Below are 23,846 nucleotides of genomic sequence, written 5' to 3' on the forward strand. Positions count from 1 at the left end.
GACGGCGCGTGCCGTCCCGTGCGACGTGGCGTTGCGGAAGCCGCCCGGGCCCGTCGGTCGAGGGGGCACGACGGGCCCGGGCGGGGTCGGTGCGGCTCAGGTCGATCGAGTGAGAGCCGGCTGGCGTGGCCGGCCGGCGGGGGCACTCCGGGCGAGGGCCCCGCGCAGCACGCGCCACAGCGTCGCGGGACGCATCAGCGCCTGCGGGTTGTCGACCATGCCCGCGGCCCGTAGGTAGGCCGTGGTGACCTTCGGGTCGCGGGTCGCCGCTGCCTGCACGAGCCGCAGGTAGCGCTGCGTCAGGCGCATCTTGAGGGAGCGGTGTCCGGGTACGCCCGGGAAGATCAGGTCGACCGTCGTGGTCATCTCCCACGGGGCGTCAATACAGTCGCGGGCCAGGTCCCGGAAGTACGCCGCCGGGTCGGGCTCGCCGTTCGCGCTCAGATGGTGCCGCAGGGTCAGCGCGGCCACCGCAGCCACCGTCATGCCCTGGGCGTACACCGGGTTGAAGCTGGTGACCGCGTCGCCGGTGACCAGCAGGCCGGCCGGCAGCCGGGTCATTCGCTCGTAGCGCCGGCGCAGAGTGATCGGGTAGTGGTAGGGGACGGGATCGTCGATCGGGCGGGCCGACTTCAGCGCGTCGGCGATGTCCGGGATGGCCAGCGACCGGATGAACGCGTAGAAGCCCTCCTGGTCGGTCGGCGGGTGGTCGCCGAGCAGGCCGTACGTGGTGAGCTCCACCTTGCCGTGGTCGGTTTTGGTGAAGATCGCGCCGCGCGGGGACGCGGGGAACGCCACCGGGATAATGGCCAGGTCGCCCTTCCATGGATCATCGTCCAACTCATAGTGCTGCGTCACATAGCCAAGATTGATCTTGATGCGTTCCTCGGGAACCCGCTCGTAGCCGAGTCGCTCCAGCATCGCGGGAGTTCGTGAGCCGCGCCCTGTGGCGTCGATGACGACGTCCGCCTCGATCAGCACGTCCCGGTCGTTGTCCAGGTCTCGGAGCCGGGCGCCGATGATTCTCGATCGGTCCGGCGAGGCCTCCAGTCCGGCGATGTCGTGCCGCTCGACGAACCGCACGCGGGGTAGCTGCTCAACACGCTCCCGCAGGTGGCGTTCCATCAGCGGGGCCGTGGCGGGCACCGCAGGGTAGCCGATGTCTTCGCGGACCAGCGGACGGCCGTTGAAGTACCAGCGGCACGACCCGGCATAGTCGCCACTTGGGCAGCCGTCGGCGATGAGTTCGTCGATGAAGCCGGGGAACAACTCCTCGGTCACCTGCAGGCCGCGGACGTGCATGGCGTTGATGTGCTTGTCCTGCGGACGGCCGCGGCGTGATTCGTGCGCACCGACCAGCTTGTCCCGGTCGACAATCAGGACTTCCTCGTACTGCTCGGTCAGGACCCGCGCGGCGAACAGGCCCGCATAACTGCCGCCGAGCACTAGCGCCCGGCGTGGCTTCTTCCCCATCGGTCGGTCCACCTCTCTCTTCGCGGCTCGGCTATGGCCGCGGTCTCCTGGCGATGAGCGTCGCAGTCAGGCGGGTGGGCTCACATCTCTCCGCATGCCCTCATGCGGGCTCCGAATGGGGCGATAACGCGGCGAGCGGCAGCGAACGCTATCCCCCCACGCCTTGTGTGGACAGAAGTCATCGGCCGCCGCCTCTCGGGCGGCGGCCGATCTGCGGACTTCCGGATCAGAGGGTGCGGCGGCGGAGGTTAGGAACGGTCGCGCGGGCAGTTCTGGTAGACCGCGAGCACCCAGTCGTCGTCTTCCTTGACCAGAATCCAGGACGCCCGGATCGCGTTCTCCGGCGCGAGTTCCTCGGTGCCAGCCGCGATCACACCACCCTCGGTCAGCACCGCCACCGCGCCGGGGCCGAGCGGCCGGATCGCGACCGGCGACCCCGTAACCGTCGTCCCGCGGTACGGGCCGGCGTACGCATTGCTCATGAACTGCCGAATGGCATCGCGGCCCTGCTCGAACACGCCGGGCAGGATAAGCGTCCCGTCCTCGGCGAACAACTTGGCGAAGGCATCCGCGTCGTGTTCGCGCCAGGCGGTGACCATACGTGCCGGAACGGCGGCGACGGCGGCCTGGTCGGCGGCGTCGAACCTACTGGTGGAACTGGTCGGAGTCATCGTCACTCTCTTTTCGGGCGCCGGCAAATGATGTCCTCATCGTTTCGAATCCCAGCCTGCGCGGCCTCTCCAAGCGTGCGCAGCGCCGCATGGCCGGCGCGGGAGAGGACTCAACGGACAGTGCCAGCGGCTCGACCCGTCGGCCGGCGCCGTATCCGCCGACGCGGTGGCCCGACGATGGGTTAGATCCAGCGGCGCAGTGCCACTTCCACGCCGGCCTGGAATCGACTCTTCGCGTCGAGGCGTCGCATCAGGTCATGGACGGTGCGACGGACGGTCCGCTCGGAGAGTTGGAGTTGGCGACCGATCGCCTCGTCGGTACGCCCCTTGCGGAGCAGCCGGAGGATAGCAACGGTTTGATCAGTTAAGCCATCCCTGTCGGCCCGGGCTGACCTCGGGAATTCTCTGCTCTTCTCCCAGAGCAGGTCGAAGAGGAGACACAGCGTGGAGACCAGGGAGCTACCGCGGATCTCCAACGCACCGCGCCGGGACTGTGGCCCGATCGGGATGAGGGCGAACTGTCGGTCGACCAAGGTCATCCGAATCGGCGCTTCGGACATCACCCGACTCTCCTCGCCCTGCTCCGCCATCAGCTCGGCGTATGCTCGGGAGCCGGGGTCGTCCAGCGTGCTTTCCTGGTATATGTGGCGGATCGTCACCCCTCGGGAGAGGGCGATCCGGGTCAGCGTCTTGGCGGTCTCGATGGTTCCTGGTGGCATCGCCCGGCCGGTGGTCAGCGTCATGATGCTCTCGGATGCGGTGCAGGCGTGCTCGGTCAGGCGTTCCCATACGGTGTCGGCTCCTTCCAGCCGCACGATCTCCTCCCGCCCGCGGTGGGTGTCGTGGCTGGCGGCGTGGGCGAGCACCGAGGCCCGGGCCGCCAGGAGCTTCGCCTGCTGGGTGATCGTCTGCTGCTCGGCCTGGTGTAGCAGGGCGAGTAGGCCGAGCCGCAGGCTCGCCACGCGCAGACTGCCTTCCTGGTCGGGCGGTGAGGCGATGATCGCCTGGTCGGCCAGGGCGGAGAAGGCATCGTGGATGACCGCCTCCGGCACGTCCAGGCTCGTAGCGAGTTCATCGACGTTCCAGGTCGGGTGCTCCACCATCGCCCAGTAGACCGCTTCGATTCCCGCCGATATGCCTAGCCTGTCGAGCAAGGTCACCTCCACCAGCTCTACCAGGTGTTCACATTAGTGAAATCTTCCTCTTTCGCAAGGTTTAGATATTGAGGATCGCCTTTTGGTTGACCCCGAACGAGCTTTGCGATGCGACCGTGACCAGGCCGGTCGGCGCCCGGTGCCCCGGGTCGCTCCGGATACCCGGCCCGGCGCCGTCCTTGCCCACCCGCGCCGGGCAGCACCGTCGCCGGGGCTAGCCCGTTGGTCCTGGCTGCCCGGGCGTTGCCGGAACCGGCCACGGCCGGTTCCGGCAACGCCCGGGGTGCTGACGTGGACGACGCCGGAACCGCACGATCATCGCAGCGGCGCTGTCAGGAGACCGGTGGCAGATGAGGGGAGGTGCCCGATGCGTACCGGGCAGAAGTGGATGGTCGACGCATTTGTTAATACAGTGGTGATCGAATCGCGAATCCGATTAGGCGAACGGACCGCGAGGCCACTGCGTCGCGCTGCCCGACCGCATTCCCGAATCTACTCCAGATCATGCGCTATCGCCGCAGATGCAGGGCGGTCTCCGGCCACATCGGGCGGCGGGAGGCGATCGAGCCCAGCACAACGGGCCACCGCAGGGGTGACCGAGCACCGCGCGTCCACGTGGACGGGAGATTGCGATGGAACCGGTTGCGGTGCGCCCATCCGGCGGTGACCGGCCTGGCCGACCGGCGGTGTTCCGGGTACTCGGCCCGTTGACCCTCAGCAGCGGCGGGGAGACGCTGGTTCTGCCGCCGTCGAAGGTGACCTCCCTGCTCGCCGTGCTGCTGTTGCACCCCGACGAGGTGATCTCGGTCAGTGCGCTGCAGCAGGCGGTGTGGGGCGACGCCCAACCTGCCTCGGCCAAGGCCGCGTTGCAGACCTGCACGCTGCGGCTTCGGCAACTGTTCAACCGCCACGGCATCACCGGCAGTGTGATCAAGACGGTGCCGGGTGGCTACCGGATCACCGCTACCGCCGCCACCGTCGACCTGTTGCGCTTCCGCGAACTGATCGGCCACACCCACGACGCCACGGAACCAGAGGCCGAACTGGCGAGGCTGGAGGAGGCGCTCGCGCTGTGGAGTGACCCAATGCTGGCCAATGTGCCGTCCGAGACGCTGCATCGGGACGTCGTACCCCGGATCAGCGAGGAGCGGGTCCGAGCGATCGAGCGGGTGTGCGATCTGAAGATCAGCCTCGGTCGAGACCGCTCCGCGCTCGTGGACCTCTGGACCGCCAACCGCGCGTACCCGGCGAACGAGCGCTTCTCCGCGCAACTCGCCTCGGTGCTCTACCGCACCGGTCGGCAGGCGGACGCCCTGGCCGAACTGCGCCGGATCCGGGAACATCTTCGCCACGAACTCGGCATCGCTCCGGGCCCCACCCTACGTGCGTTGGAATTGACCATTCTGCGGGGCGAAGCGTCCGCACCGGTCGCTCCGGCGGGCCGATCCGCCATCGCGGTTTCCCGATCCCCGGTCGCGTCCCGCCTCATCGGTCGGGACGCGCTCAGTGCGACCATCGCCGACCGCCTCCGCGCGGACTGCCCGATCGTGGTGCTCACCGGCCCACCCGGCGTCGGCAAAACCGCGCTGGCGCAGCACGTTGAGCAGCTCGTCGCCCCCCACTTCGCCGGCGGCCAACTGCGGGTGGCAGCGGCCACCGGGTCGCTGCACGACGCCCAAGGGCAGCTCCGCATCCCGGTGCAGCAGGGTCACGGTGCACCGGTGGGCAGGCGACTGCTGATCGCCGACGACGTGGTCAACGGAAGCCACCTACGAGGTATACCAGCCCTGCTGGCACCCGGCGACGCGCTGCTGCTGACCAGTCGACAAAGCCTTTCTGGTCTCGTTACCCGACTTGGCGGCTGGCTGCACCGGGTGGAGCCGCTCGACCCCGCCGACTCGCTCCAGTTGCTCCGTTCCGTGCTGGGACCCGAGCAGGTCGATGCCGACCCACAGCGTGCCGCGGAGATCGCGGCGCTCTGCGACCACCTGCCACTCGCGCTGCGCATCGCCGCCACCCGCATCCTGCTGCGCACCCGGACGGGACTCGCGGCGGCGGTGGAGTGGCTGCGTGCGGACCCGGTGAGCCGGCTGAGTCTGCCCGGCGAACCGGACATGTCGCTTGACCACCGCTTCGACGAGGCCCTGTCCCGAGCCGGCGAAACATTGGCGGCGGCCTTCGTCCGGCTGGCCACCGCGACTCCCACCGACATCACCGCCGCCGCGGCCGCACAGCTGCTCGACGTTGACCCGGCCACCGCTCGCGACCTGCTCGACGGGTTGGTTGACCAGAGCCTGGTCGAGGAGGCCGCGGAGCACTACTGGATCCGCGCCCTGCTGCGACGACACGCCCAGCTTGTGGCCGAACGGCACACCCCCTACTCCGTCCCAGCGGGACGGCCGCACCGAGCGAAGGGACCCCTGCGATGAGCACTGCCTACGACACGGTGGCGCAGACCCGGCCGCGAGTGCGCCACGACGTGCTGTTCACCCGGACCGAGGACGGAGTGGTGTTCCACAACGCCACCAGCGGCTTCCGGTTCTCCTCCGCGACCGCATACCGGCTGGCATCGTTGCTCGTCCCGCATCTGAACGGGCGTAATCAGGTCGCGGAGATCTGCGCCCGGCTGCCCGCCGGGCAGCGGACCATGATCGGTGAGTTGGTGAACGCTCTCTACGCGCGCGGCTTCGCTCGCGACGTTCCCGAGGCGGAGGTCGACCCGGCGACGATTCTGGGCCCGGAGGTGGCTGAGCACTTCGCCACCCAGATCGCCTACCTCGACCACTACACCGACCGGGCGCCGCAACGCTTCGCCACCTTCCGGAACACCTCGGTCGCGGTGCTGGGCGTCGGCCCGGTCGCCACCGCCTGCGCCACCGGGCTCCTTCGCAACGGCGCCGCCACGGTGACCAGCTCGCCGGCGGTCGTACCACGGCTCACCCCGGAGCTGGCCGAGTTGAACGCCGTGGGCTGCGCCGCGACGGCCGTGCCGCTACCCGACGCGGGCGCCGGGGTCGGCTGGTCCGAGCTGGCTGCGGCGGAGATCGTGGTCGTGGCCGCCGGGGACGACGCGCCGCGCGACACCCTGCGGCTACTCGCGGCCGGAATTCCTTCCGGCCGGCTCCTCCTGCCCGCCTGGGTCGCCGGCGGGCGGATGTTGGTCGGTCCGGTGCAGGGCGTCGGTCGTACCGGATGCTGGTGCTGCGCCATGCTGCGGCTCGCCGACAACGACGAGACCGGTGGCGCCGGGCGGGTGTGGCAGGCGGCGGCGTTGCCGTCCGGAGCTGCGCCAGCCGCCGCCGAGCCGGACGGACCCCTCGCGGCGATGGTCGGCAACCTGCTGGCGTACGAGGTGTTCCGGCTGACCACCGGCGCGCTGCCCGCCGAGACCGACGGGAGCGTGATCGTGCAGCACCTCGCCTCACTCGACGTGCTGACCGAGCAACTGCTCCCGCACCCCCGGTGCGCCTTCTGCCGGCCGGCCCCACCCGAACTGGCCTGGGCCACCGGTGGGCTGGACGACACCCCGGTCGAGGACCGTCCCGGGACCGATCCGGCCGTGGCGGCGCAGGAGACGCTCGCCCGGCTCGAGGCCCACCAGCCGCTACTTCAGCCGCATCTGGGGGTGTTCCGCCGCTACGACGACGAGCGTTGGGATCAGACCCCGGTCAAGGTCGGCGCAGTCGAGTTCACCGACGGCAGCGGCCGGCGCCGTACGGTGGCCGCGTTCGACGTCCACCACGTCGCGGCCGCAAGGCTGCGGGCGCTGCGAATCGCGGCCGTCGTCAACGTCAGCAGGATCGCGGCCGGCGTCCCCGTCTCCCGCGACCTCCCGCGGGTCGATGCCACCCGGCTCGGGCTCGCCTCGGGCTGGGATGCCGCCGAATCGGACGCGTGGGCCACCGCCCGGTCACTGTTCACCCGCAAATCGGTGGCAGTGCCGATGTCGGTGCTGGAGCCGTTTGGGGTGGCCAACCGCCGGCACGGTGCCGAGCCGACCAACGCCGGCGGGGGAGCGGGCGAGGACCTCACCGAAGCCGTCGGGGCGGGCCTCGCCTCGGCGCTCGCCGGGCAGCGGCTACGACAGGTTGTCTGCGGTCAGGAGACGGTCCAGAAGGTTCGCTTCGACACCGTCGGCGCCACCCCCGAGCTGCTCTTCCTCACCAGGTCGACGGCGAACCTGGGCATCACCGTGGAGCTGCTCGACCTCGGCGGACAGCGCGACAACGAAGTGGCGGTGCTGCTGGCCCGGTCCTTCGACCCAGGCCGCCGCCAATGGACGTACGCACTCACCGCCGATCCGGACTGGACGGCGGCGGCCGCCGCGGTGCTACGCGACGTACTCGGTCAGGCCCAACTACGGGCGCAGGACCCCGAGGTAGTACCGGACATCGGCGACCCGGTGCTGGTCGACTTCGACGCCGGCACGGTGCCGGTGCACGGGGAGGTGGACGCCCCCGGGGCCAGTCATCGCTGGGCCGACGTGCTCCAGCGGCTACCGGAGCTCGGGTACGACGTGCTGGTGGCACCCGTCGGCGGTGCGGACCTGGCCGCGGGTGGGCTGGTGGCGGTTCGGGTGCTGCTGGCTGCCGGAGGTGACCGGTGAGCGACGGTGCGGCCGCGACCGACGACCTGGTCTGTGCCGGGCTGGCCCGGCTGCTCGCCGAGCGGGGCTGCGACGCGGAGGTGGTGGCGCTGGGGGTGCGGGACGAGTACCGGGCGACTATCCGCCCGGAGCGCGGACCGCGGGTGCTGCTCTACGGGAAGCTGGCGCTGATCGCACCGCTGCCGCCGGCACCGGCCTGTTCGACCTGCCTCGCCCGTCGCTGGCAGGCGGTGCGCCACCGCGACCTGCGCGACGCGGTGGAGCTGGGCGGTGACACGGCCGCCGCGGGTCCCTGGCCGTACGCGACCCCGCTCGTCGCGGATTTCCTGCACGCGCTGATCGCGGCGGTCCGCACCGCCGACACCGGACCGGCCAACACCGGAACGGGGAGGCCGAGCACGGTGCTTCAGGTCGACCTGTCGACCCTGCGAGTGCAGCAGGTGCCACTGTTGCCCGATCCCGAGTGCCCAGGCTGCGGCGAAATGGTCGCCGATGCTCCGGAGCTGGCGGTGATCGAACTGCCCGCCACACCGAAGTCGGCGGTGGGCACGTTTCGTGGCCGGGACCTGGACGACTACCCGCTGGACGTGGCGGCCTTCGCCAACCCGGTGTGCGGGGCGCTCGGCGGCGGTCTGTGGCAGGACGTCACCTCGCTCTCCACCTCCCCGGCGGTCGGCTCGTTCACCCTGCGGTGTGGCCGCTTCCTCCGGGAGACGCTCTATGGCGGGCATGCCGACGGCTACCGACGCAGCGCCCGGATCGCGGTGTTGGAAGGAATGGAACGTGCCGCCGGCCTGCGCCCGCGGGGCAAGCGCACCGCCGTCACCGCGACGTTACGGGAGTTGGGCGACGACGCCCTGGACCCACGTGAGTGTGGGCTCTACCCCGATGCCTTCTACCAGGCCAATCCGTACCTGCACCGGTTTGGGGTGGACCGGCCGATCACGTGGGTCTGGGGCTGGTCACTGCGAGACCGGCGCACGCTGCTGGTGCCGGAGGTGCTCGCCTATTACCACGCGGCAAGCGTCGAGGAGCGCTTCGTCCAGGAGACCTCGAACGGCTGCGCCTCCGGCGGATCCATGGTGGAGGCGATCTACCACGGCCTGATGGAGGCGATCGAGCGCGACGCTTTCCTGCTGGCCTGGTACGGCGGCCGGTCCCTACCGGAGCTCGACCCGGCCAGCATCGACCAACCACGCGCCCGGATGATGGTCGACCGGCTGGCGATGTACGGCTATCGGGCCCGGTTCTTCGACACCCGGATAACCTTCGACATCCCGGTGGTGACCGCGGTGGCCGTCCGCGAGGACGGTGGTCTCGGTGCCCTCGCCTTCGGTGGCGGGGCGAGCCTCGACCCGCAGGCCGCGATCACCGCGGCGCTCTGCGAAATCGCCACCGACTCGGTGATGGTGCGAGTTCGCGCCCGTGCCGACGAGAGCCGGTTGGGTCGGATGACGACCGACTTCTCCCGGGTACAGGGCCTGCACGACCACCCGCTGCTCTACGGCCTGCCGGAGATGGCACGACACGCTGCCTTCCTGCTCGATCACGGCACCGCGTTGGTCCCGATGACCCAGCTGTACGAGCGGGATCGTCCCGCCCCACCGGTCACCCCCGATCTCCGCGACGACCTCGAACGCTGCCTGAAGCAGGTGACCGCGCAGGGCTTTGACGTGATCGCCGTGGACCAGACCACACCCGAGCAGCGCGAGCTGGGCCTGACGACGGTGAGTGTGCTGGTCCCCGGACTCCTGCCGATCGACTTCGGCTGGCTGCGCCAGCGCGCCCCACACGCGCGGCGGCTGCGGACCGCGTTCCGCGCCGCCGGGCTCCTCGACCGCGACCTGCGCGACGACGAAATCCACTCCGTTCCCCACCCGTTTCCGTGAGGTGCCGCCATGACGTCCGAGAACCCCGGCCTCGCCCACGCGTACGCGACCGCGATCCTGCATCGCAGCCGTGAACCGATGCCCCCGGCCGACTTCGCGCCGAACTGGGCCGACGCACCCCGCCGCGGCAAGTACTACCCGCAGGCGACCGCCTTCGGGCTGCCCGCCCCGGCGAACGTCGACGCCGACCTGGACACCGCGCTGCGGGGCCCCGGCGACGCCGACGAGCCGTTCACGCTGCCGCTGCTGGCCGGCCTGCTCCACCACTCGTACGGGCTGCTCGGACGGCGGCTCGGTATCCAGGCCAACTCCGATCTGGGAGTGCTGCCGTCGTACGCGTACGCCAACTGGTACCGCGGCGCCGCCTCCGGTGGCGGTCTCTACCCGTGCAGCGTCTACTGGGTCGCCGGGCCCGGTGCCGGAGTCACCCCGGGTGTCTACTACTACGCGCACGCCCGGCACGCGATGCAGCGGCTGCTCGGCGGTGACGTCAGCGCCCGGGTGAACGCGGCGGTCGCTCCGCCCCGCCCCGCCAGTCAGTTTCTGATCGTCGGGGTGAAGTACTGGCAGAACGCCTTCAAGTACAACAACTTCTCGTACCACGTGGTATCGATGGACCTGGGTACCCTGCTGCAGGTGTGGCGGCTCTGGGCCGGCGCGCAGGGCCGGCAGATCCGGCCCGTGCTCTGGTTCGACCAGGCGGCCGTCGCCGACCTGCTCGGGCTCACCCCCGACGACGAGGCGCTCTTCGCCGCCGTACCCCTGACCTGGGCCGCACCCGTGCCCGCCGCGTCCGTGCCCGCCGTCGTGCCCGCCGCACCCACGGTTCGGGTACGGCACCACGACCAGGAGCGATCGCGGACGCTACTCCACTTCGACACCCTGCGGTGGGTCAGCCGCAGCACCGCCGCGTCGGTCGACCGGCCCGCCACCGGGGCGTTGGCATCCGCCGCCGCCCACCCGGCGTCGCCGGGCGGAACCCGCCTGCCGCTACCCGCCGCCGCGCCGCTGACACTTCCCGTGGCGGCCGCCCTCACCGCCCGCCGCAGTAGCTTCGGCCGATTTCTGCGGAACCGTCCCATGGCGGCGGCGCACCTCGCCGCGCTGCTGAAGGCTACCGCCGCCAGCACCGTGCCATCCGAGATCGACGGTCCGGCCGACCGTCCGCTGGCCCGGGTCTACGCCTTCGTCAACGCCGTGGCCGCCGTGCCCGCCGGAGGGTACGCGTACGACCCGCAGGAGCACAGTCTGGTCGCCGTCACCACTGGCCCACCCGGCGCGTTCCTGCAACGCAACTACACCCTGGCCAACTACAACCTGGAGCAGGCAGCGGTCGTCCTCGTCGCGACGGTGCGTACGCACGCGGTGCTGGACGCCACCGGCGACCGGGGCTACAACCTCGCCAACGCCACCATCGGAGCGATGGCCCAGACCTTCTACACCGTCGCCGCCGCGCTGCGTCTCGGCGCGGGGGTCGCGCTGGGCTTCGACGGTGTCTCCTACGTCAAGGAGCTGGGACTCACCGGCGGCGACGAGTTCCCGCTGCTGATCATGCTCGCTGGCGAGGAGCGCGGGCAGCTCGGCAACTACCGATACGAGCTGCCGTGAGGCATGCCGTGCGAGCGCCGGGCCCGCTACCGGGCGCCGCCGTCCCCGCCGGCTGGCGCACCGGTGCGTACTTCACCGCCCGGATCGCCGGCCTTCCCCTGTCGACGGTCGACCTGCTCCGCTCCCCGGCAGCCTGCACCTGGGCCGACGCGGCACTGGCTCTGGAGCGCCAGCTCAGCAACGACGGGGCGCAGCTCAGCCAACTGCTGTACGAGTTGGTCAACGACAATGAGGACGACGCGGTCCGCCGGCGGCTGCTGACGCTACGCCGACAGGTCTTCAACAACGCCCTGCCGGCCGCGCCCGGGCCGGCGCTCGCCGCGGTCGAGCAGACCCGGCCGGCGGCCCTCCCGGTCATCCAGCGCTGGCTACGGCGACGCATGCAGCTCGCCCGGCACCAGGGCGAGGGTGGCGCGATCCTCGCCGCCGACATCGCCCAGGCCCGCGCCGAGCTGTGGCGGCTGGCCGACGAGCCACGCCTGCGCGGCGGGCTCCAGCTCGCCTCACCGACCCTCGATGAGCAGCTCGCCGCCGGGAGCACGCCGGAGCTGACCCGGCCGGCGAACAAACGGACCCGCCGCGTCGAGCGTTCGCTGCTCTCCTACCTCTACCGCACCGCGGGCAAGACCAGCCCGTTCAGCACCTTCACCGGGGTCGCCCTCGGCCGCTTCACCGACACCGGATCGCAGCTTGGGTTCCCCGTCAACGAGCAGTGGCATCAGCACGTACGGCTCAACGTCGTCCTGGTCGCCCGGCTCGCCGAGCTGGTCACCGCCGACCCACGGCGGCGCGGCGACCTGATGGTGGAGCTGAGCCCGGGGTGGCGCCGTGACGCCGACCGGATCCGCTACGTGCGGCACTGGGTCACCGCCGGCGACGACAGCGCCACGGTCAGCTTCGACTCGGTCCGCGACGGTCTCTTCTTCCTCCGCCGCAGCGGCGTCCTGGACGGGCTCACCGCCCTGCTGCAGCAGCGCGGCACGATGCGCTGCGTCGAGCTGGTGGACCGGCTCTGCCGGGACACCGGGGCCGACCGGCCCGATGGCGAGACCTACCTGTCGACGCTGCTGGAGTTGGGAATGCTCCGGCTCGTCGGCCTCGACACCGACGTGCACGCCACCGACCCGATCCGCGCACTCGCCGACACCCTGGGGCACCTGGACCGGCCGTGGGCCGAACAGCTCGTCCACCAGCTGCACGAGATCATCGACCTGGTTGACGCCTACCGGCAGGGCGACCTACGCCGGCGTCGCGAACTGCGGCACCGACTGCGGGCCACGGTAGACGCAGTGATGCGGGCCCTCGGCGAGGAGAACCCGACTTTGCCGCAGACGCTGCTGTACGAGGACAGCCGGGTGGCCGGCGAACCGGTCGCCATCGCGGCCCCGCCCTGGCAGCGGCTGGTCGGCGCGGACCTCGCCGCCGTGGAGCGGATTCTGCCTGCCTTCGACCAGAACCTGCCGCACCGGATCATGTTCCACGGATTCTTCCTGGCCCGGTTCGGTGTCGGCGGCCGCTGCGACGACCTGCTACGGCTGGTCGAGGACTTCCACGACGACCTCTACGACCAGTACTCCTCGTACACGGCGGGGCGCCGCCCGTTCGCCGCGGACGGTAGCTACATGCCGGAGGAGAACTGGCTGGGCCGGCCCGAGATGACCGCGCTCGACCAGGCCCGACAGCTCTTCGCCAAGCGGGTGACAGCGCTCGCCGACGCCGACCCCCGGTGCCCCGAGCTTTCCCTGCCCGTCGAGCTGTTCGACGAGGTGGGCGCGCTGCTCCGTGCCACCGCCGCCCACCAGGTCCACCCGATGGGGCACTTCGTCCAGCTGGCCCTCCGCGAGCCCGACCCGCTGCTGGTGCTCAACCAGTCCTTCGGCGGACTCTCCTTCCCGTTCAGCCGGTTCACCCACTGCTTCGACGCCGACACCCCGACCCTCGCCGAGCGGCTACGTGCCCAGACATCCGAACTCACCCCACCGGGCGTGGTCTTCGCCGAGCTGACCGGGGGAGCGGCCACCACCAACCTGAACCTGCACGCCCGGCTCACCGACTACGTGATCGTCTGCCCCGGCGAAACCAGCAGCGTCCCGGCCGACCGGCAGCTCACCCTCGACGACCTCTACCTGACCCACGATCCGGAGACCGACCGGGTCGTACTGCGCTCGACCCGCCTCGACAAGGAGGTCGTCGCCGTGTACCTGGGCTACCTGGTGCCGATGGCGTTGCCGCAGATCCCGCGTACCCTGCTGCTGCTCTCGCCGGCGTCGCTGGTGCGGCTCGACGTGTGGCGCGGGGTGCCGGCGGCCAGCACCGACGGCGTCACCGTCCGGCCCCGACTGCGCCTCGGCAACATCGTGCTCAGCCGCCGAAGTTGGTCGGCGCCGGTCCGCGAGCTTCCCGACTCGGGTGACCCCGGCGCCGACCCGGCGGCGTTTCTGGGCTGGCGTCGGTGGTGGGCCCGGCACGGCCTGCCCGAGCAGGTGTTCGCCACCATCCACCCGGCCCATCCGGGTCGGCGCACGGCTAACCCGAAGCCGCAGTACGTCGACTTCGGGAGTGCGCTGTCGCTGCAGGCCCTGCGCGCCGCGCTGACTGAGCCGGACGACCAGGTCGTCCTGCGCGAGCTACTGCCGGCCGCGGACGAACTGGCTGCTCAGAGCGCGCTCGGTGGACACGTCAGTGAGCTGGCCGTGGAGACCTTCCGCGTCCACGCGGAGACCTCTGGCGTCCACCCGGAGACCTCTGGCGTCCACCCGGAGACCTCTGGCGTCCACCCGCGGCAGACCGTTGCCGCACCACGAACCGGAGGTAGCAGCCGATGACCACGTCCGCCCCCGCGCCCACCAACGCCGAGGACAGCGCCGACCCGCGGGGAGCGTGGATCTCGCTGCACATTTTCTACGCGGCCAACCCGCAACCGTTGCTGGTGGACTGCGTGGCGCCGCTCATCCGGGAGCTCACCGAAGCGGAGCTGCTCGCCGGCCACTTTTTCATCAACTACTGGCTGGAGGGGCCCCACGTGCGGCTGAGGCTGCGCCCGCGTACCCCGGCCGACGAGCCGGCGGTACGGGCGCGCGCCGAGGCGGCGGTCAGCCGGTTTCTCACCACCCGTCCCGCGCTGTACGCGATGGGCACCGGCTACCTGCGGGAGCTCTACGACATCCTCTTCGCGCTGGAGTTCCCCGACGGGCGGCCGGCGGAGCTGGTCGACGCAGCCGGGCAGATGCTGCTCAGCCCCAACAACTCATACAGCTACCGGCCCTACACACCGGAGTACGGCAAGTACGGTGGGCCCGCGGGAATCGAGGTCGCCGAGTGGCACTTCCGGCACTCCAGCGACACGGTGCTGCACGCCATCTCGTCGATGAACCTGCACCTGCGCCCGGTGCTGCTGGGCACCGCCGCACAGCTGATGACGGTGCACGCCGGCACCTTCCTGCCCGACCGGGAGCAGCTGGTGGACTTTCTCGACCGGTACCACCACTACTGGCACCAAGCCTTCGCCGGTACGAACCTTATTGGCATCGACGAGTACACGCGAATGTACGACAGCGTCGCCGGTGAGCTCGGCCGCCGCGTACGGCAGATTCTCACCCTCGTCGGGCAGGGCGAGACGCAGCGACTCCCCGGCTTCCTCCGTGGGTGGGCCGAGCACGCGGCCCAGCTCCGCGAGAAGGTGCTCGCCCTGGCCACCTCCGACGACCTGACGGTCAGCGCGTGGAGCGGCGGTGACCGAGTCATCACCGACCCGGGGGAGGCCCTCACGTTTCTGCTCTCGCCATACCTACACATGACCAACAACCGGCTGCACGCCACCATCCGCGACGAGGCGTACCTCTCCTATCTGCTCGCCCGGGTGCTGCGGGAGTCGGCGGTGTCGTCGTGACGCATCCGGGCCTGCTGGCCAAACGTCCCCGGCTGCGCGAAGATCTGATCTTCTCGCGCCCGTTGCGGCGTGGCCCCGACACGGTCTACCTGCTCAAGGACCGGCGGACCGGCCGGGCGTTCGAGATCCCGCCGAAAGAGCAGTTCCTGCTCCGCCGCCTCGACGGCGTCCGGTCCCTCGGGGAGGTCGGCACCGAGTACGCCGACGAGTACGGTCGCCGCCTCGGTGCCGCGCACTGGACCCGGCTGCTGTGGCTCCTCCACGAGCGGGACCTGCTGGCCGTTCACCCCGCCGCGCCGGCCACCGTTCACCCCGCCGCGCCCGCCGCCGCGTCGGGTGACGGTGAGCGGGCGACGCGCGACCCGGGACGCTCCGGTGCGCTGCGATGGTGGGCGCATCGACTGCGATTCCTGCTGCGCCCGACGGTCTTCGCGCTGGTCGCTGTCCTCGTCGTCGCGCTGCTCGCGCTGGTCGGGCTGCGGCTCGGCCCGCTCTGGCAGACCGCCCGACCAGCCTTCACCGACCCGGTCAGCCTGGTGGCGCTGGCGTTGCTCGCCTGGTCGAGCGCGGCCCTGCACGAGTTCGCGCACGGGGTGGTGGCCATGCACGTCGGCGCCACCGTCAACCGGATCAACCTGGTCACCCTCACCTGCAGGGTCGAGGACTACCTCTACCTACCGCGCCGGTCCCAGCAGGTGCTGATCGCGTCCGCCGGCGCGGTAGCCAACGGGTTGGTCCTGCTGCTCGCCGGCACCGCCCTCATCGTGCTGCCCGGTGCCTTCGCCGACCGGCTACTCAGCGCGTTCGTGCTGGTCGGTGCGGCCCAGACGCTGGTCAACGTCATTGCCCTGCCCCCGCTGGACGGCTACAAGGTCCTCAGTCACCTGTTGGACCAGCTGGACCTGGCCCCGGAGAGCCGCCGCTACCTGGCGACCCTTCCCCGGCGCCTGCTGCGCCGTCCCGGCCGCCGCTACCCACGACGGGCCGCGGTCTGTCTCGGGCTCTTCGCCGCCTGGTGGCTGCTGGCGAGTGCTGCCGCCGCCAGTCTCGTGATCGTCTACCTGGGCGTCCTGCTTCGGCCTTCCCTCGGCGCGCTCGCCTACGTTCTGCCGGCCGCCATCGTTTGTTTGACCGTCGCCGGCTGGCTGGCCCGACCCCGTCGGCCCCGTCCGGCGGACCGGGCTCCAGCACCACCAACCAGTGAGAACAACCAGTGAAAGGCGAGCCGATGTCATTCATCGACAGTCCGGCGATCGTGCTGGACGCCGTGAGCAAATCGTATGGCGAGGTGAGGGCGGTCGATGAGATCTCCATTTCGATCGGCCGCGGCGAGTTCTTCGGCCTGCTCGGCCCCAACGGTGCCGGCAAGACCACCCTCATCGAAATAGTCGAGGGACTGCGCCTCCCCGACGCCGGCACCATCACCGTGCTGGGCAGGTCGCCGGCCCCACGAAACCTCGACCTGCTGCCCCTGATCGGCGTGCAGACCCAGCGATCGGCCTTCTTCACCCGGCTGACCGCCCGCGAGCACCTGGTGACCGTCGCCGCCCTCTACGGCCTGCCCCCAGCCACCGCCGAGAAGGCGCTGGACCTGGTCGGGCTGACGGGCTCCGGTGACGTCCGGGTCACCAAGATCTCCGGCGGCCAGCGCCAGCGCCTCGCCATCGCCTCCACCCTCGTCCACGACCCGGAGGTGGTCTTCCTGGACGAACCCACCGCCGCACTGGACCCGGAGGCCCGCCGCGACCTCGGCCAGATGCTGCGCAACCTGAAGGCGATCGGCAAGACCATCGTCTACACCACCCACCACCTGGACGAGGCGCAGAACCTCTGCGACCGAGTCGCGATCCTCTCCGCCGGGCGTGTCCTCGCGCTCGACAGCCCCCGCGAGCTGATCGCCCGCTCTGGCATCGGTACCCGGCTGGTCATCCCCGCCGGCCGGCTCAGCCCGGAACAGGCCGGCACCCTCGACGGCGTCAACGGGGTCGCCGTCGAGGACGGCATGCTCGTGCTGCGGACCGCGCACACGGCCCGGGTGCTCGCCGCCCTCGACGGTGCGGCCGACCTGGACGACGTGGAGACCCGACCGGCCACCTTGGAAGACGTCTACCTTGAGCTGATCGGAGCGCCGCAGGCATGAGCGCATACGCCGCACTCTCCCGAGCCGTCTACAAGGCGGCCGTCCGGGACGCCACGACGGTCTTCTTCACCTTCGCCTTTCCCCTGATCTTCCTGGTCATCTTCGCGCTGATCTTTCGGAACCAGGAGGTCGCCGACACCGGCCGCGGATACGTCGACTACATCGCCCCGGGCGTGCTCTCCTGGGGCCTGGCCAACGCGGCCCTCTTCGGCGTGGCCTTCACCCTGATGCAGTGGCGCAACGATGACCTGCTGCGCATCATCCGGCTCTCCCCAACCAGCATCTGGTCGGTGATCGGCTCCCGCTACGTGGTCGCGCTGGGCATCGGGGCGGCGCAGTGTGTGCTCTTCGTCGGCGTCGCCATGCTGCCGGTCTTCGGCATGCGCCCGGACCCGACGTGGCCGCTCGCTATCCCGATCATGCTGCTCGCGGTGACCGCCTTCCTCGCCCTCGGCCTGATCGTCGGATCCGCGGCCAACACCCCGGAGGCGGTCGCCGCGATCGCCAACTGCGTCGTGGTGCCGATGGCCTTCCTCTCTGGCTCGTTCTACCCCCTCGAACTGATGCCGACCTGGCTACAGGAGGTCTCCCGGATACTGCCGATGCGCTATGTCAACGACGGCCTCACGTACGCCTTCACCGGCTTCGGCACCATGGCCGACTATCTGATCTCGTGCGCCGCACTGGTCGTCTTCACCGCCGTGTTCGCGGTCGTCGGAGTGCGGACCTTCCGCTGGAGCAACGACTCATGACCGGCACCGCGGCGGCAGTGCGCCCCACGCCTCTCGCCGCCGCCGCGGCCCAACTCCGACAGCACCTGCGCCGTCGATGGCTGGTCCAGCCGATCGGCACTGCCGAAGACCGGCGGAACCGGCGAGGCGGAGGGGCGCCGCGGGTGGTGACGCTGGGCGACGCCACCGCACCCGCCCTGGCCGACCCCGACCGCCGCGCCGCCACCGTGCACCTCACCGCCGCCACCGTGCTGATCGGACCCGTCAGCGCCCACCGGCACGAGGGGTGGGGCGGGGCCATGGTCGGCGGCGCGGCGGGCCGGCCCTGCGGGCACTGCCTGGCCATCCGGTGGCAGCGGCTGCGTAGCCGGAGCCAACGGGACGCCCTGGAGGTCGGTGACCAGACCACCGCGGTCGGCCCGTGGCCACAGCTGACCGCCTACCAGCTCGACGCCGTCTGGGAGCTCTACCGCGCCAGCCACACCGGCCCACCACTGCCGCCGCCACCGAGCTGGGACCGGCACAGCACCCCGCTGCCCCGGGTCAGCCAGCTCGACCTGGCCAGCCTGCGGGTACGCACCTACCCCCTGCTGGCCGAGCCGTGCTGCCCCAGCTGCACCCGGCAGCGACCCGACATCCCCGACCCGCTGGTGCTCGCGCACCAACCCCGGCCCAAGCCGCGCCCCGACACGTACCGGCTGCGCACCCCCGACGACTATCCACTGCCGGCGGCCGCGCTGGTCAACCCGGTCTGCGGCGCACTGGGTGCGGGTACCGCGCTCACCATCACGTCACCGACCACGGCACCGGTGACCGGCAGCGTCTTCATCCGCGGCTACGGCGGGCTGCTCGACGTCTCCTGGAGTGGCCAGTCCAGCGGCTACCACGCGAGCCGCGCGCTGGCCTACCTCGAAGGGCTGGAGCGTTACGCGGGAACCCACCGCCGGCGCAGCGTCCCCCCGGTCATCGCCGCATATGCCGACCTCGGCCCGGACGCGTTGCACCCGGACCGCTGCGGCCGCCACCCCGACGAGGTGTACGACACCGACCCGATCCTGCGCCGGTTCGACCCACAACGGCCGATCCCCTGGGTGTGGGGCCAGAACCTGCACACCGGCAGACCCGTACTGGTGCCGCGCCGGCTGTGCTTCTACAGCTCGCCCGCCGCCGGCGACACCTTCGTCCTCTCCTCCTCCAGCGGCTGCGCCACCGGCAGTTGCCTGGCGGAGGCCGTCCTGTTCGGCCTGTTGGAGCTGATCGAGCGGGACGCGTTCCTGCTCGCCTGGTACGGCAACCTGATCCTGCCCCGGATCGACCTCGACACCTGCCCGCCGGTCGTGCGCGCGCTGGTCGATCGCGCCGAGCTGCAGGGCTACCGGCTCTACGCCTTCGACAACCGGATCGACCTCGACGTACCCGTGGTCACCAGCCTCGCCGTCCGCCACGACGGCGGCCCCGGCCTGCTCTCCTTCGCCGCCGCCGCCCACCTCGACCCGCGGCAGGCGGTCACCGGCGCGCTCGCCGAGGCCTTGACCTACATCCCGCACCAGCCCACCACGGTGCGCCGGCGCCGGGCCGAGCTGGAACGGATGGCCGACGACTACACCCTTGTCCGCCGGCTGCCCGACCACTCGGCCCTCTTCGGCCTACCCCGGATGGCGGTGCACGCCGAAAGCTACCTCGACGACCGGAGCGCGCTCCCCATCGAGCACCTCTTCGCCGGCTACCGGCCCCCCGGCACACCCGACCTCCGCGACGACCTGCGCCGGGTGCTCGACCTGCTGGACGCGCGCGGACTTGAGGCGATCGTGGTGGACCAGACCACACCAGAACAGGAGGCGGTCGGACTCCGCTCGGTCTGCACGATCGTGCCCGGCCTGCTTCCGATCGACTTCGGCTGGATCCGGCAGCGGGCTCCGCACCTGCCGCGGCTGCGGACCGCACCCGCGACGGCGGGCCTCGCCGCCGCCGTACTGACCGACACCGACCTCCGCCGCGTGCCGCACCCCTTCCCCTGAGGAAGCGCTGCCGTCTCGAGATCTCGTCGGTGAGATCGACTCGTCAGGTGGTGCCGATCCTGCGGGGCGGGGCGAGTAGGTGATCAATAGCGTCGTGGAACTCGTCGAAGGTACGGATCTGGCTGGCCTGGGTCGCGTATCGGCGAAACGCTTCGCTGAAGTGCGCGGCCAGGTGGCCAACCTCGTCGGTGGCTTCGGGCGTCTTGACAGTGAGGTAGCTAGCAGGGCCAGCGCCAAGATCGTGGACCACGGCCACATCGACCAAGATGTCCCCAGGGTGCAGAATCTCGGCCAGCTCAGGACGGTGCGCCTGATTCAGGGCCGAGGCCAGCATGCTGGCCCGGTCAGGATCCTGGAGGGCGAATACCGTGATCTCTGAGGTGGCGTCGCCAGCGACGGCCAAGGCAAGGTCGGTGAGGTGCCGGAAGCTGGCTACAGGGAACAGGCCGGCAAAGCCGGCATGTTCTCGCTGCCACGGGTCCGGCAGCGGCGGCACGCCGGCGCGCGCCGGGACGAACCCGATGTCCGCGGTTAGCCAATCGGGCTGCTCGAGGTCGACTTCGTATTCCCAGCGGACGAGCTGCACCGCCGCCCGGTCTATGCCCCGCAGCTGCGCTGCCTCGTCGCGGTAGTAGGTGGGAATGACGAACCTGCTCAGTCCTGCGGTGAGCTCCCAGGCCAGCGCCCGCCACACCGCCAGGGCCTCACCGTCATCGTTGTTGATCACGTATCGATGCCACGGATTCAGATCCGTATCGTCGGAATACTCCTGTTCCCACAGTCCCGGCCAGAGCGGGCCAGGCATATCCGCCTTGTCGGCGCGGACCACATAGCAGTGCAGCCTATCGCGGCGCTCGTGTACGAACCTCAGAAACGGCTCCGGATCTGCCACCACACCAGGATGCCGGAGCCCGCCGTCACCGCACCAGCCCGGCACCTAGCGCGGGTGACAAGCTCATCCGCCGCGGAGTGGGTGTGCTGGCCGGTCCAGCGGCCGTCACTGTCCGTGCTGCTGCTCAGGAACTGAACTTCGTCATCCGGTTTCGCTTGAAGGGGGCCACGAAACGGCCGGCTGCCACCGTTGGCAGCGCACAACTGATCCTCACCGATCAGGACTCGACCGCTCCACCGAGATTCCGCCCAATGTGCGAGTGCCTACCCGCATCGCTCGCGGATCCCGTCAGCCGATGATCTCGGTGGGGTCGGTGAGCCAGACCTGCTGCCTGACTTGTGGCCCGGCGGGGGTGACGGTCACACCGATGTGCGGGCGGTCAGGCTTGCCGTGCGCGGTCCACCGGCTGTAGAGGTCCTCCACCTCGGTCCACAGCCGACGCGGTCCGCCCTGTTCCACCGTGCGGGTGGAGATGTCGTGGTACGCCCACGAACCATCCGGGTGGACAAGCCACTGCACCGGGCCCTCCGGACGGCCGATGTCGAGGCGGGCCACGTCCGGCAGCTGCAGCGCCACCAGCGCGGTCCACGCCCCGCTGTCGTCGGCCAGCGGGCCGGGTAGGTGGGTCTCGTGCCTCTCCCCGGTGGCCTGGGAGGCGGCGCGGACGAGCGTCGAGGTTCGCACGGTGGGGCAGGAGCGCAGCGGCATGAACGAGCCGTAGCCGTCGAGCAGGTGCCCGCTGGCCGCGCCGGTCTCGTCCACGGTCAGCCGCAGCAGCAGCCCACCGCCGATCTCGCGATGCAGGCTGGTCAGGATCACCCCGCCGGGGCGGGTCTGAGCGAGCCAGCCCGCCGGCACCTGGGGCACCGAACAGGCGGCGATGATCCGGTCGTACGGGGCGTTGCCGGGGTAGCCAGCCGCGCCGTCGCTGGCGGCCACCGTGGGGGCGTAGCCGACAGCGGCCAATGACCGTCGCGCGTGCCGCACCAGCCCGGAATCGATGTCGACGGTGGTGACCAGCGGCGAGCCGAGCCGGTGCGCCAGCAGCGCCGCGTTGTACCCGGTGCCGGTGCCGACCTCCAACACCCGGTGCCCGTCGGTCACGTCGAGTGCGTCCAGCATGACCGCCATGAGAGCCGGTTGGGTGCTGGAGCAGGTCGGCGCGCCATCAATCGGGCCGTGGCGCCGGGACTCGTCCCAGCGGGCGTCGTCGCCATCGAGCTGGGTGGGGAGCACGCGGTCGGAGTAGATCAGCTCCAGCGCGCCTGGATCGTTCGCGTCGACCGCTTCGTACCGGCTGTGGTCTGGGGTCTGACGGAAGAAGCGGGGCAGGAACAGATGGCGGGGCACAGCGGCAAACGCCGGCTGCCACGCCTCGGTGAGCCAGCCGTGGCCGGTCAGCTCGTGCACGAGCCGCTTGCGCGCCCTTTCGGCGGTGGCCGTCATCTTGTCTCCTTGGTCAAAGCGTCGGCTATCGCGGCGGCGATCTGCCCGTCCGAGGTCCGGGTGCTGGTTGCCCCGGTCGAGTGCTTGCCCAGGACCGGGGTTCCCGTGGGGTCGACCGACATCTGTCGGTCCGGGTCGTAGCGAACCGTGGTCAGGTTCACCGGGATCGGCCGTGCTGGCACGGTGGCGAAGCGGAGCGCGAACGGACGCCGGTCGGTGGAACTCGGCTGCACGCCGTCGTCGCTGCCAACAGCATCCAGCGGGCGACCCAGAGGTAGGTACCCGGCGGTCGGGTACAACGGGTCGTCGGTCACCGGACGCGACAGAACTGGGCTTGTCGGGGACATCATGCCTCCTGGCAGTTCGATAGGGGCAGATCGATGGATTGGCCTTCCGTGGTGAGGGGGCGCCCGCGCATGGACTACGTTGGTCTGGCTCATGCGGGACTCTCGGCGGCGAGTTCGGTCGCGTCGGTGTTGCCGAATCGCTCTCGGACGGCCTGCGCCCATCGGGCCTGCTCGCACGGGACCGGTGCCAGCCGTGCCCACCAGTCGAGGCACCCTGCGCAGATTCCACCGCGGTTTGTGTGGGAAGCGATAACCGCCTCGGCGCAGGCCAGCAGTTCCCGTACGTCAGGGATTGTGGTCTCGGCTCCCACTGCGACCGAAAGGTTCGGCTCGCCTCGCCGCATCAGAGCCTCCCTCTCGATTGGTGCGGCCAGGCCCCGGAGCGGGGAGACCAATGGTGCGCGGCACCACCTCGCCGGAGCGCGACATTGACATCGGCGGCACTCGACGCACCGCCTCGAACCAGCCGGGTCTGTCCATCTGCCGGACGCCGATCAGGTGCGGCTCGGTCAGCCCTGGCACCCGGCGAGGCAGCCGCAGCGCCATTGCGAACAATCGCGATGCCTGTTCTTGATCGGCGCAGGGGCCGGGAGCGCCGCATGCCCGGCACCGGCCACGGGCGCTCGACACGCTATGCCGCTCCAGCACTGTCTGTGCGTGTTCGATGTGATCATCGCCGAAGTACGTTGCCATCTGTACACCTCCCAGGTGGCGGGCGCGCCACGGCCCCGGCGTTGTTCTTTTACGTCCGCTTTGATCATGGTTTGTTAGATGCCGTAGACGGCGAAGGTGTCGGTGCGGTCGTGTAGGTCGCGGCGGGCGTGGGCGATGTTGGCGCGTCCGGCGAGGCGGAAGGTGTTGAGGGCCAGGTTGCGGAAGGCTGCCATGTTCCGTGGGGCGGTGCCGGTCCTGAGTTGGGAGGTGTCCTCGTGGAAGGTCACATCCCGGGTCCAATGAAGGCTGTTCTCTACGGTCCAGTGAC

General features: G+C 70.7%; 17 protein-coding genes and 1 pseudogene. 10 read left to right on the forward strand and 8 right to left on the reverse strand.

The genetic code is table 11. The features are described 5' to 3' along the window. Window positions 1-96: 96 nt before the first annotated feature. From K228_RS0112535 to K228_RS0112545, 3 genes are all read right to left on the reverse strand, one after another. Complete coding sequence (locus tag K228_RS0112535) at window positions 97-1,473, reverse strand: FAD-dependent oxidoreductase (protein WP_025618752.1); 1,377 nt, start codon at window positions 1,471-1,473, stop codon at window positions 97-99. Window positions 1,474-1,721: 248 nt separating this feature from the next. After that, window positions 1,722-2,144, reverse strand: a complete 423-nt coding sequence (locus tag K228_RS0112540; RefSeq protein WP_025618753.1) for an SgcJ/EcaC family oxidoreductase — start codon at window positions 2,142-2,144, stop codon at window positions 1,722-1,724. Window positions 2,145-2,326: 182 nt separating this feature from the next. Further along, entirely contained in the window at window positions 2,327-3,247 is a 921-nt protein-coding gene (locus K228_RS0112545; protein WP_188116195.1) for a helix-turn-helix domain-containing protein, read from the reverse strand. A 683-nt stretch (window positions 3,248-3,930) separates the two neighbouring features. Here K228_RS0112545 and K228_RS0112555 point away from each other — a divergent pair. The 10 genes from K228_RS0112555 to K228_RS0112600 are packed head-to-tail and all read left to right on the forward strand — an operon-like array spanning window position 3,931 to window position 20,179. After that, window positions 3,931-5,727 (forward strand): AfsR/SARP family transcriptional regulator, encoded by a 1,797-nt coding sequence (locus K228_RS0112555; protein WP_025618755.1) that lies wholly within the window; start codon window positions 3,931-3,933, stop codon window positions 5,725-5,727. Continuing rightward, complete coding sequence (locus K228_RS0112560) at window positions 5,724-7,904, forward strand: TOMM precursor leader peptide-binding protein (RefSeq protein WP_025618756.1); 2,181 nt, start codon at window positions 5,724-5,726, stop codon at window positions 7,902-7,904. The genes K228_RS0112555 and K228_RS0112560 overlap by 4 nt, the downstream gene beginning before the upstream one ends. Then, window positions 7,901-9,793 (forward strand): TOMM precursor leader peptide-binding protein, encoded by a 1,893-nt coding sequence (locus K228_RS0112565; RefSeq protein WP_025618757.1) that lies wholly within the window; start codon window positions 7,901-7,903, stop codon window positions 9,791-9,793. The genes K228_RS0112560 and K228_RS0112565 overlap by 4 nt, the downstream gene beginning before the upstream one ends. 9 nt (window positions 9,794-9,802) lie before the next feature. After that, window positions 9,803-11,401 (forward strand): nitroreductase family protein, encoded by a 1,599-nt coding sequence (locus K228_RS0112570; protein WP_025618758.1) that lies wholly within the window; start codon window positions 9,803-9,805, stop codon window positions 11,399-11,401. 8 nt (window positions 11,402-11,409) lie between these two features. Next, the gene (locus K228_RS0112575; RefSeq protein ID WP_025618759.1) at window positions 11,410-14,226 is read left to right on the forward strand and encodes a lantibiotic dehydratase; all 2,817 of its coding nucleotides are present in this window, start codon (window positions 11,410-11,412) and stop codon (window positions 14,224-14,226) included. Further along, window positions 14,223-15,290: a lantibiotic dehydratase C-terminal domain-containing protein gene (locus tag K228_RS0112580; protein WP_025618760.1), complete on the forward strand. Its 1,068-nt coding sequence runs from the start codon at window positions 14,223-14,225 to the stop codon at window positions 15,288-15,290. The genes K228_RS0112575 and K228_RS0112580 overlap by 4 nt, the downstream gene beginning before the upstream one ends. Beyond that, on the forward strand, window positions 15,287-16,507 hold the full coding sequence (locus K228_RS0112585) for a M50 family metallopeptidase (RefSeq protein WP_025618761.1): 1,221 nt from the start codon (window positions 15,287-15,289) through the stop codon (window positions 16,505-16,507). The genes K228_RS0112580 and K228_RS0112585 overlap by 4 nt, the downstream gene beginning before the upstream one ends. After that, window positions 16,504-17,430, forward strand: a complete 927-nt coding sequence (locus tag K228_RS0112590) for an ABC transporter ATP-binding protein (protein WP_025618762.1) — start codon at window positions 16,504-16,506, stop codon at window positions 17,428-17,430. Before K228_RS0112585 ends, K228_RS0112590 begins: the two co-directional genes overlap by 4 nt. Beyond that, a complete protein-coding gene (locus K228_RS0112595; protein ID WP_025618763.1) occupies window positions 17,427-18,182 on the forward strand; it encodes an ABC transporter permease in 756 nt (251 codons plus the stop codon). Before K228_RS0112590 ends, K228_RS0112595 begins: the two co-directional genes overlap by 4 nt. Then, on the forward strand, window positions 18,179-20,179 hold the full coding sequence (locus K228_RS0112600) for a TOMM precursor leader peptide-binding protein (RefSeq protein ID WP_025618764.1): 2,001 nt from the start codon (window positions 18,179-18,181) through the stop codon (window positions 20,177-20,179). The genes K228_RS0112595 and K228_RS0112600 overlap by 4 nt, the downstream gene beginning before the upstream one ends. A 43-nt stretch (window positions 20,180-20,222) precedes the next feature. On the opposite strand, the gene K228_RS0112605 is transcribed toward K228_RS0112600, so the two are convergent. The 5 genes and pseudogenes from K228_RS0112605 to K228_RS28285 form a co-directional block, all read right to left on the reverse strand. Then, window positions 20,223-21,116, reverse strand: a complete 894-nt coding sequence (locus K228_RS0112605; RefSeq protein WP_025618765.1) for a hypothetical protein — start codon at window positions 21,114-21,116, stop codon at window positions 20,223-20,225. Window positions 21,117-21,359: 243 nt separating this feature from the next. Beyond that, window positions 21,360-22,517 carry an ATP-grasp peptide maturase system methyltransferase gene (tgmC, locus tag K228_RS0112610; RefSeq protein ID WP_025618766.1) on the reverse strand — a complete coding sequence of 386 codons (1,158 nt, stop codon included), beginning with the start codon at window positions 22,515-22,517 and terminating at the stop codon, window positions 21,360-21,362. Then, on the reverse strand, window positions 22,514-22,831 hold the full coding sequence (gene tgmA, locus K228_RS0112615; RefSeq protein ID WP_025618767.1) for a putative ATP-grasp-modified RiPP: 318 nt from the start codon (window positions 22,829-22,831) through the stop codon (window positions 22,514-22,516). Before tgmA ends, tgmC begins: the two co-directional genes overlap by 4 nt. Window positions 22,832-22,953: 122 nt before the next feature. After that, the gene (locus K228_RS0112620; RefSeq protein ID WP_025618768.1) at window positions 22,954-23,208 is read right to left on the reverse strand and encodes a hypothetical protein; all 255 of its coding nucleotides are present in this window, start codon (window positions 23,206-23,208) and stop codon (window positions 22,954-22,956) included. 423 nt (window positions 23,209-23,631) lie between these two features. Next, window positions 23,632-23,846 (reverse strand): annotated as a pseudogene (locus tag K228_RS28285) (ISAs1 family transposase); the annotation flags it as partial.

Source organism: Salinispora cortesiana (assembly GCF_000484695.1).
Taxonomy (GTDB): domain Bacteria; phylum Actinomycetota; class Actinomycetes; order Mycobacteriales; family Micromonosporaceae; genus Micromonospora; species Micromonospora cortesiana.

Coding starts and splice junctions, on each gene's coding strand:
- K228_RS0112580 (WP_025618760.1), top strand. CDS start 14,223: ATGACCACGTCCGCCCCCGCGCCCACCAACGCCGAGGACAGCGCCGAC.
- tgmC (WP_025618766.1), bottom strand. CDS start 22,517: ATGACGGCCACCGCCGAAAGGGCGCGCAAGCGGCTCGTGCACGAGCTG.
- K228_RS0112555 (WP_025618755.1), top strand. CDS start 3,931: ATGGAACCGGTTGCGGTGCGCCCATCCGGCGGTGACCGGCCTGGCCGA.
- K228_RS0112620 (WP_025618768.1), bottom strand. CDS start 23,208: ATGCGGCGAGGCGAGCCGAACCTTTCGGTCGCAGTGGGAGCCGAGACC.
- K228_RS0112545 (WP_188116195.1), bottom strand. CDS start 3,247: ATGGTGGAGCACCCGACCTGGAACGTCGATGAACTCGCTACGAGCCTG.
- K228_RS0112595 (WP_025618763.1), top strand. CDS start 17,427: ATGAGCGCATACGCCGCACTCTCCCGAGCCGTCTACAAGGCGGCCGTC.
- K228_RS0112560 (WP_025618756.1), top strand. CDS start 5,724: ATGAGCACTGCCTACGACACGGTGGCGCAGACCCGGCCGCGAGTGCGC.
- K228_RS0112600 (WP_025618764.1), top strand. CDS start 18,179: ATGACCGGCACCGCGGCGGCAGTGCGCCCCACGCCTCTCGCCGCCGCC.
- K228_RS0112535 (WP_025618752.1), bottom strand. CDS start 1,473: ATGGGGAAGAAGCCACGCCGGGCGCTAGTGCTCGGCGGCAGTTATGCG.
- K228_RS0112570 (WP_025618758.1), top strand. CDS start 9,803: ATGACGTCCGAGAACCCCGGCCTCGCCCACGCGTACGCGACCGCGATC.
- K228_RS0112540 (WP_025618753.1), bottom strand. CDS start 2,144: ATGACTCCGACCAGTTCCACCAGTAGGTTCGACGCCGCCGACCAGGCC.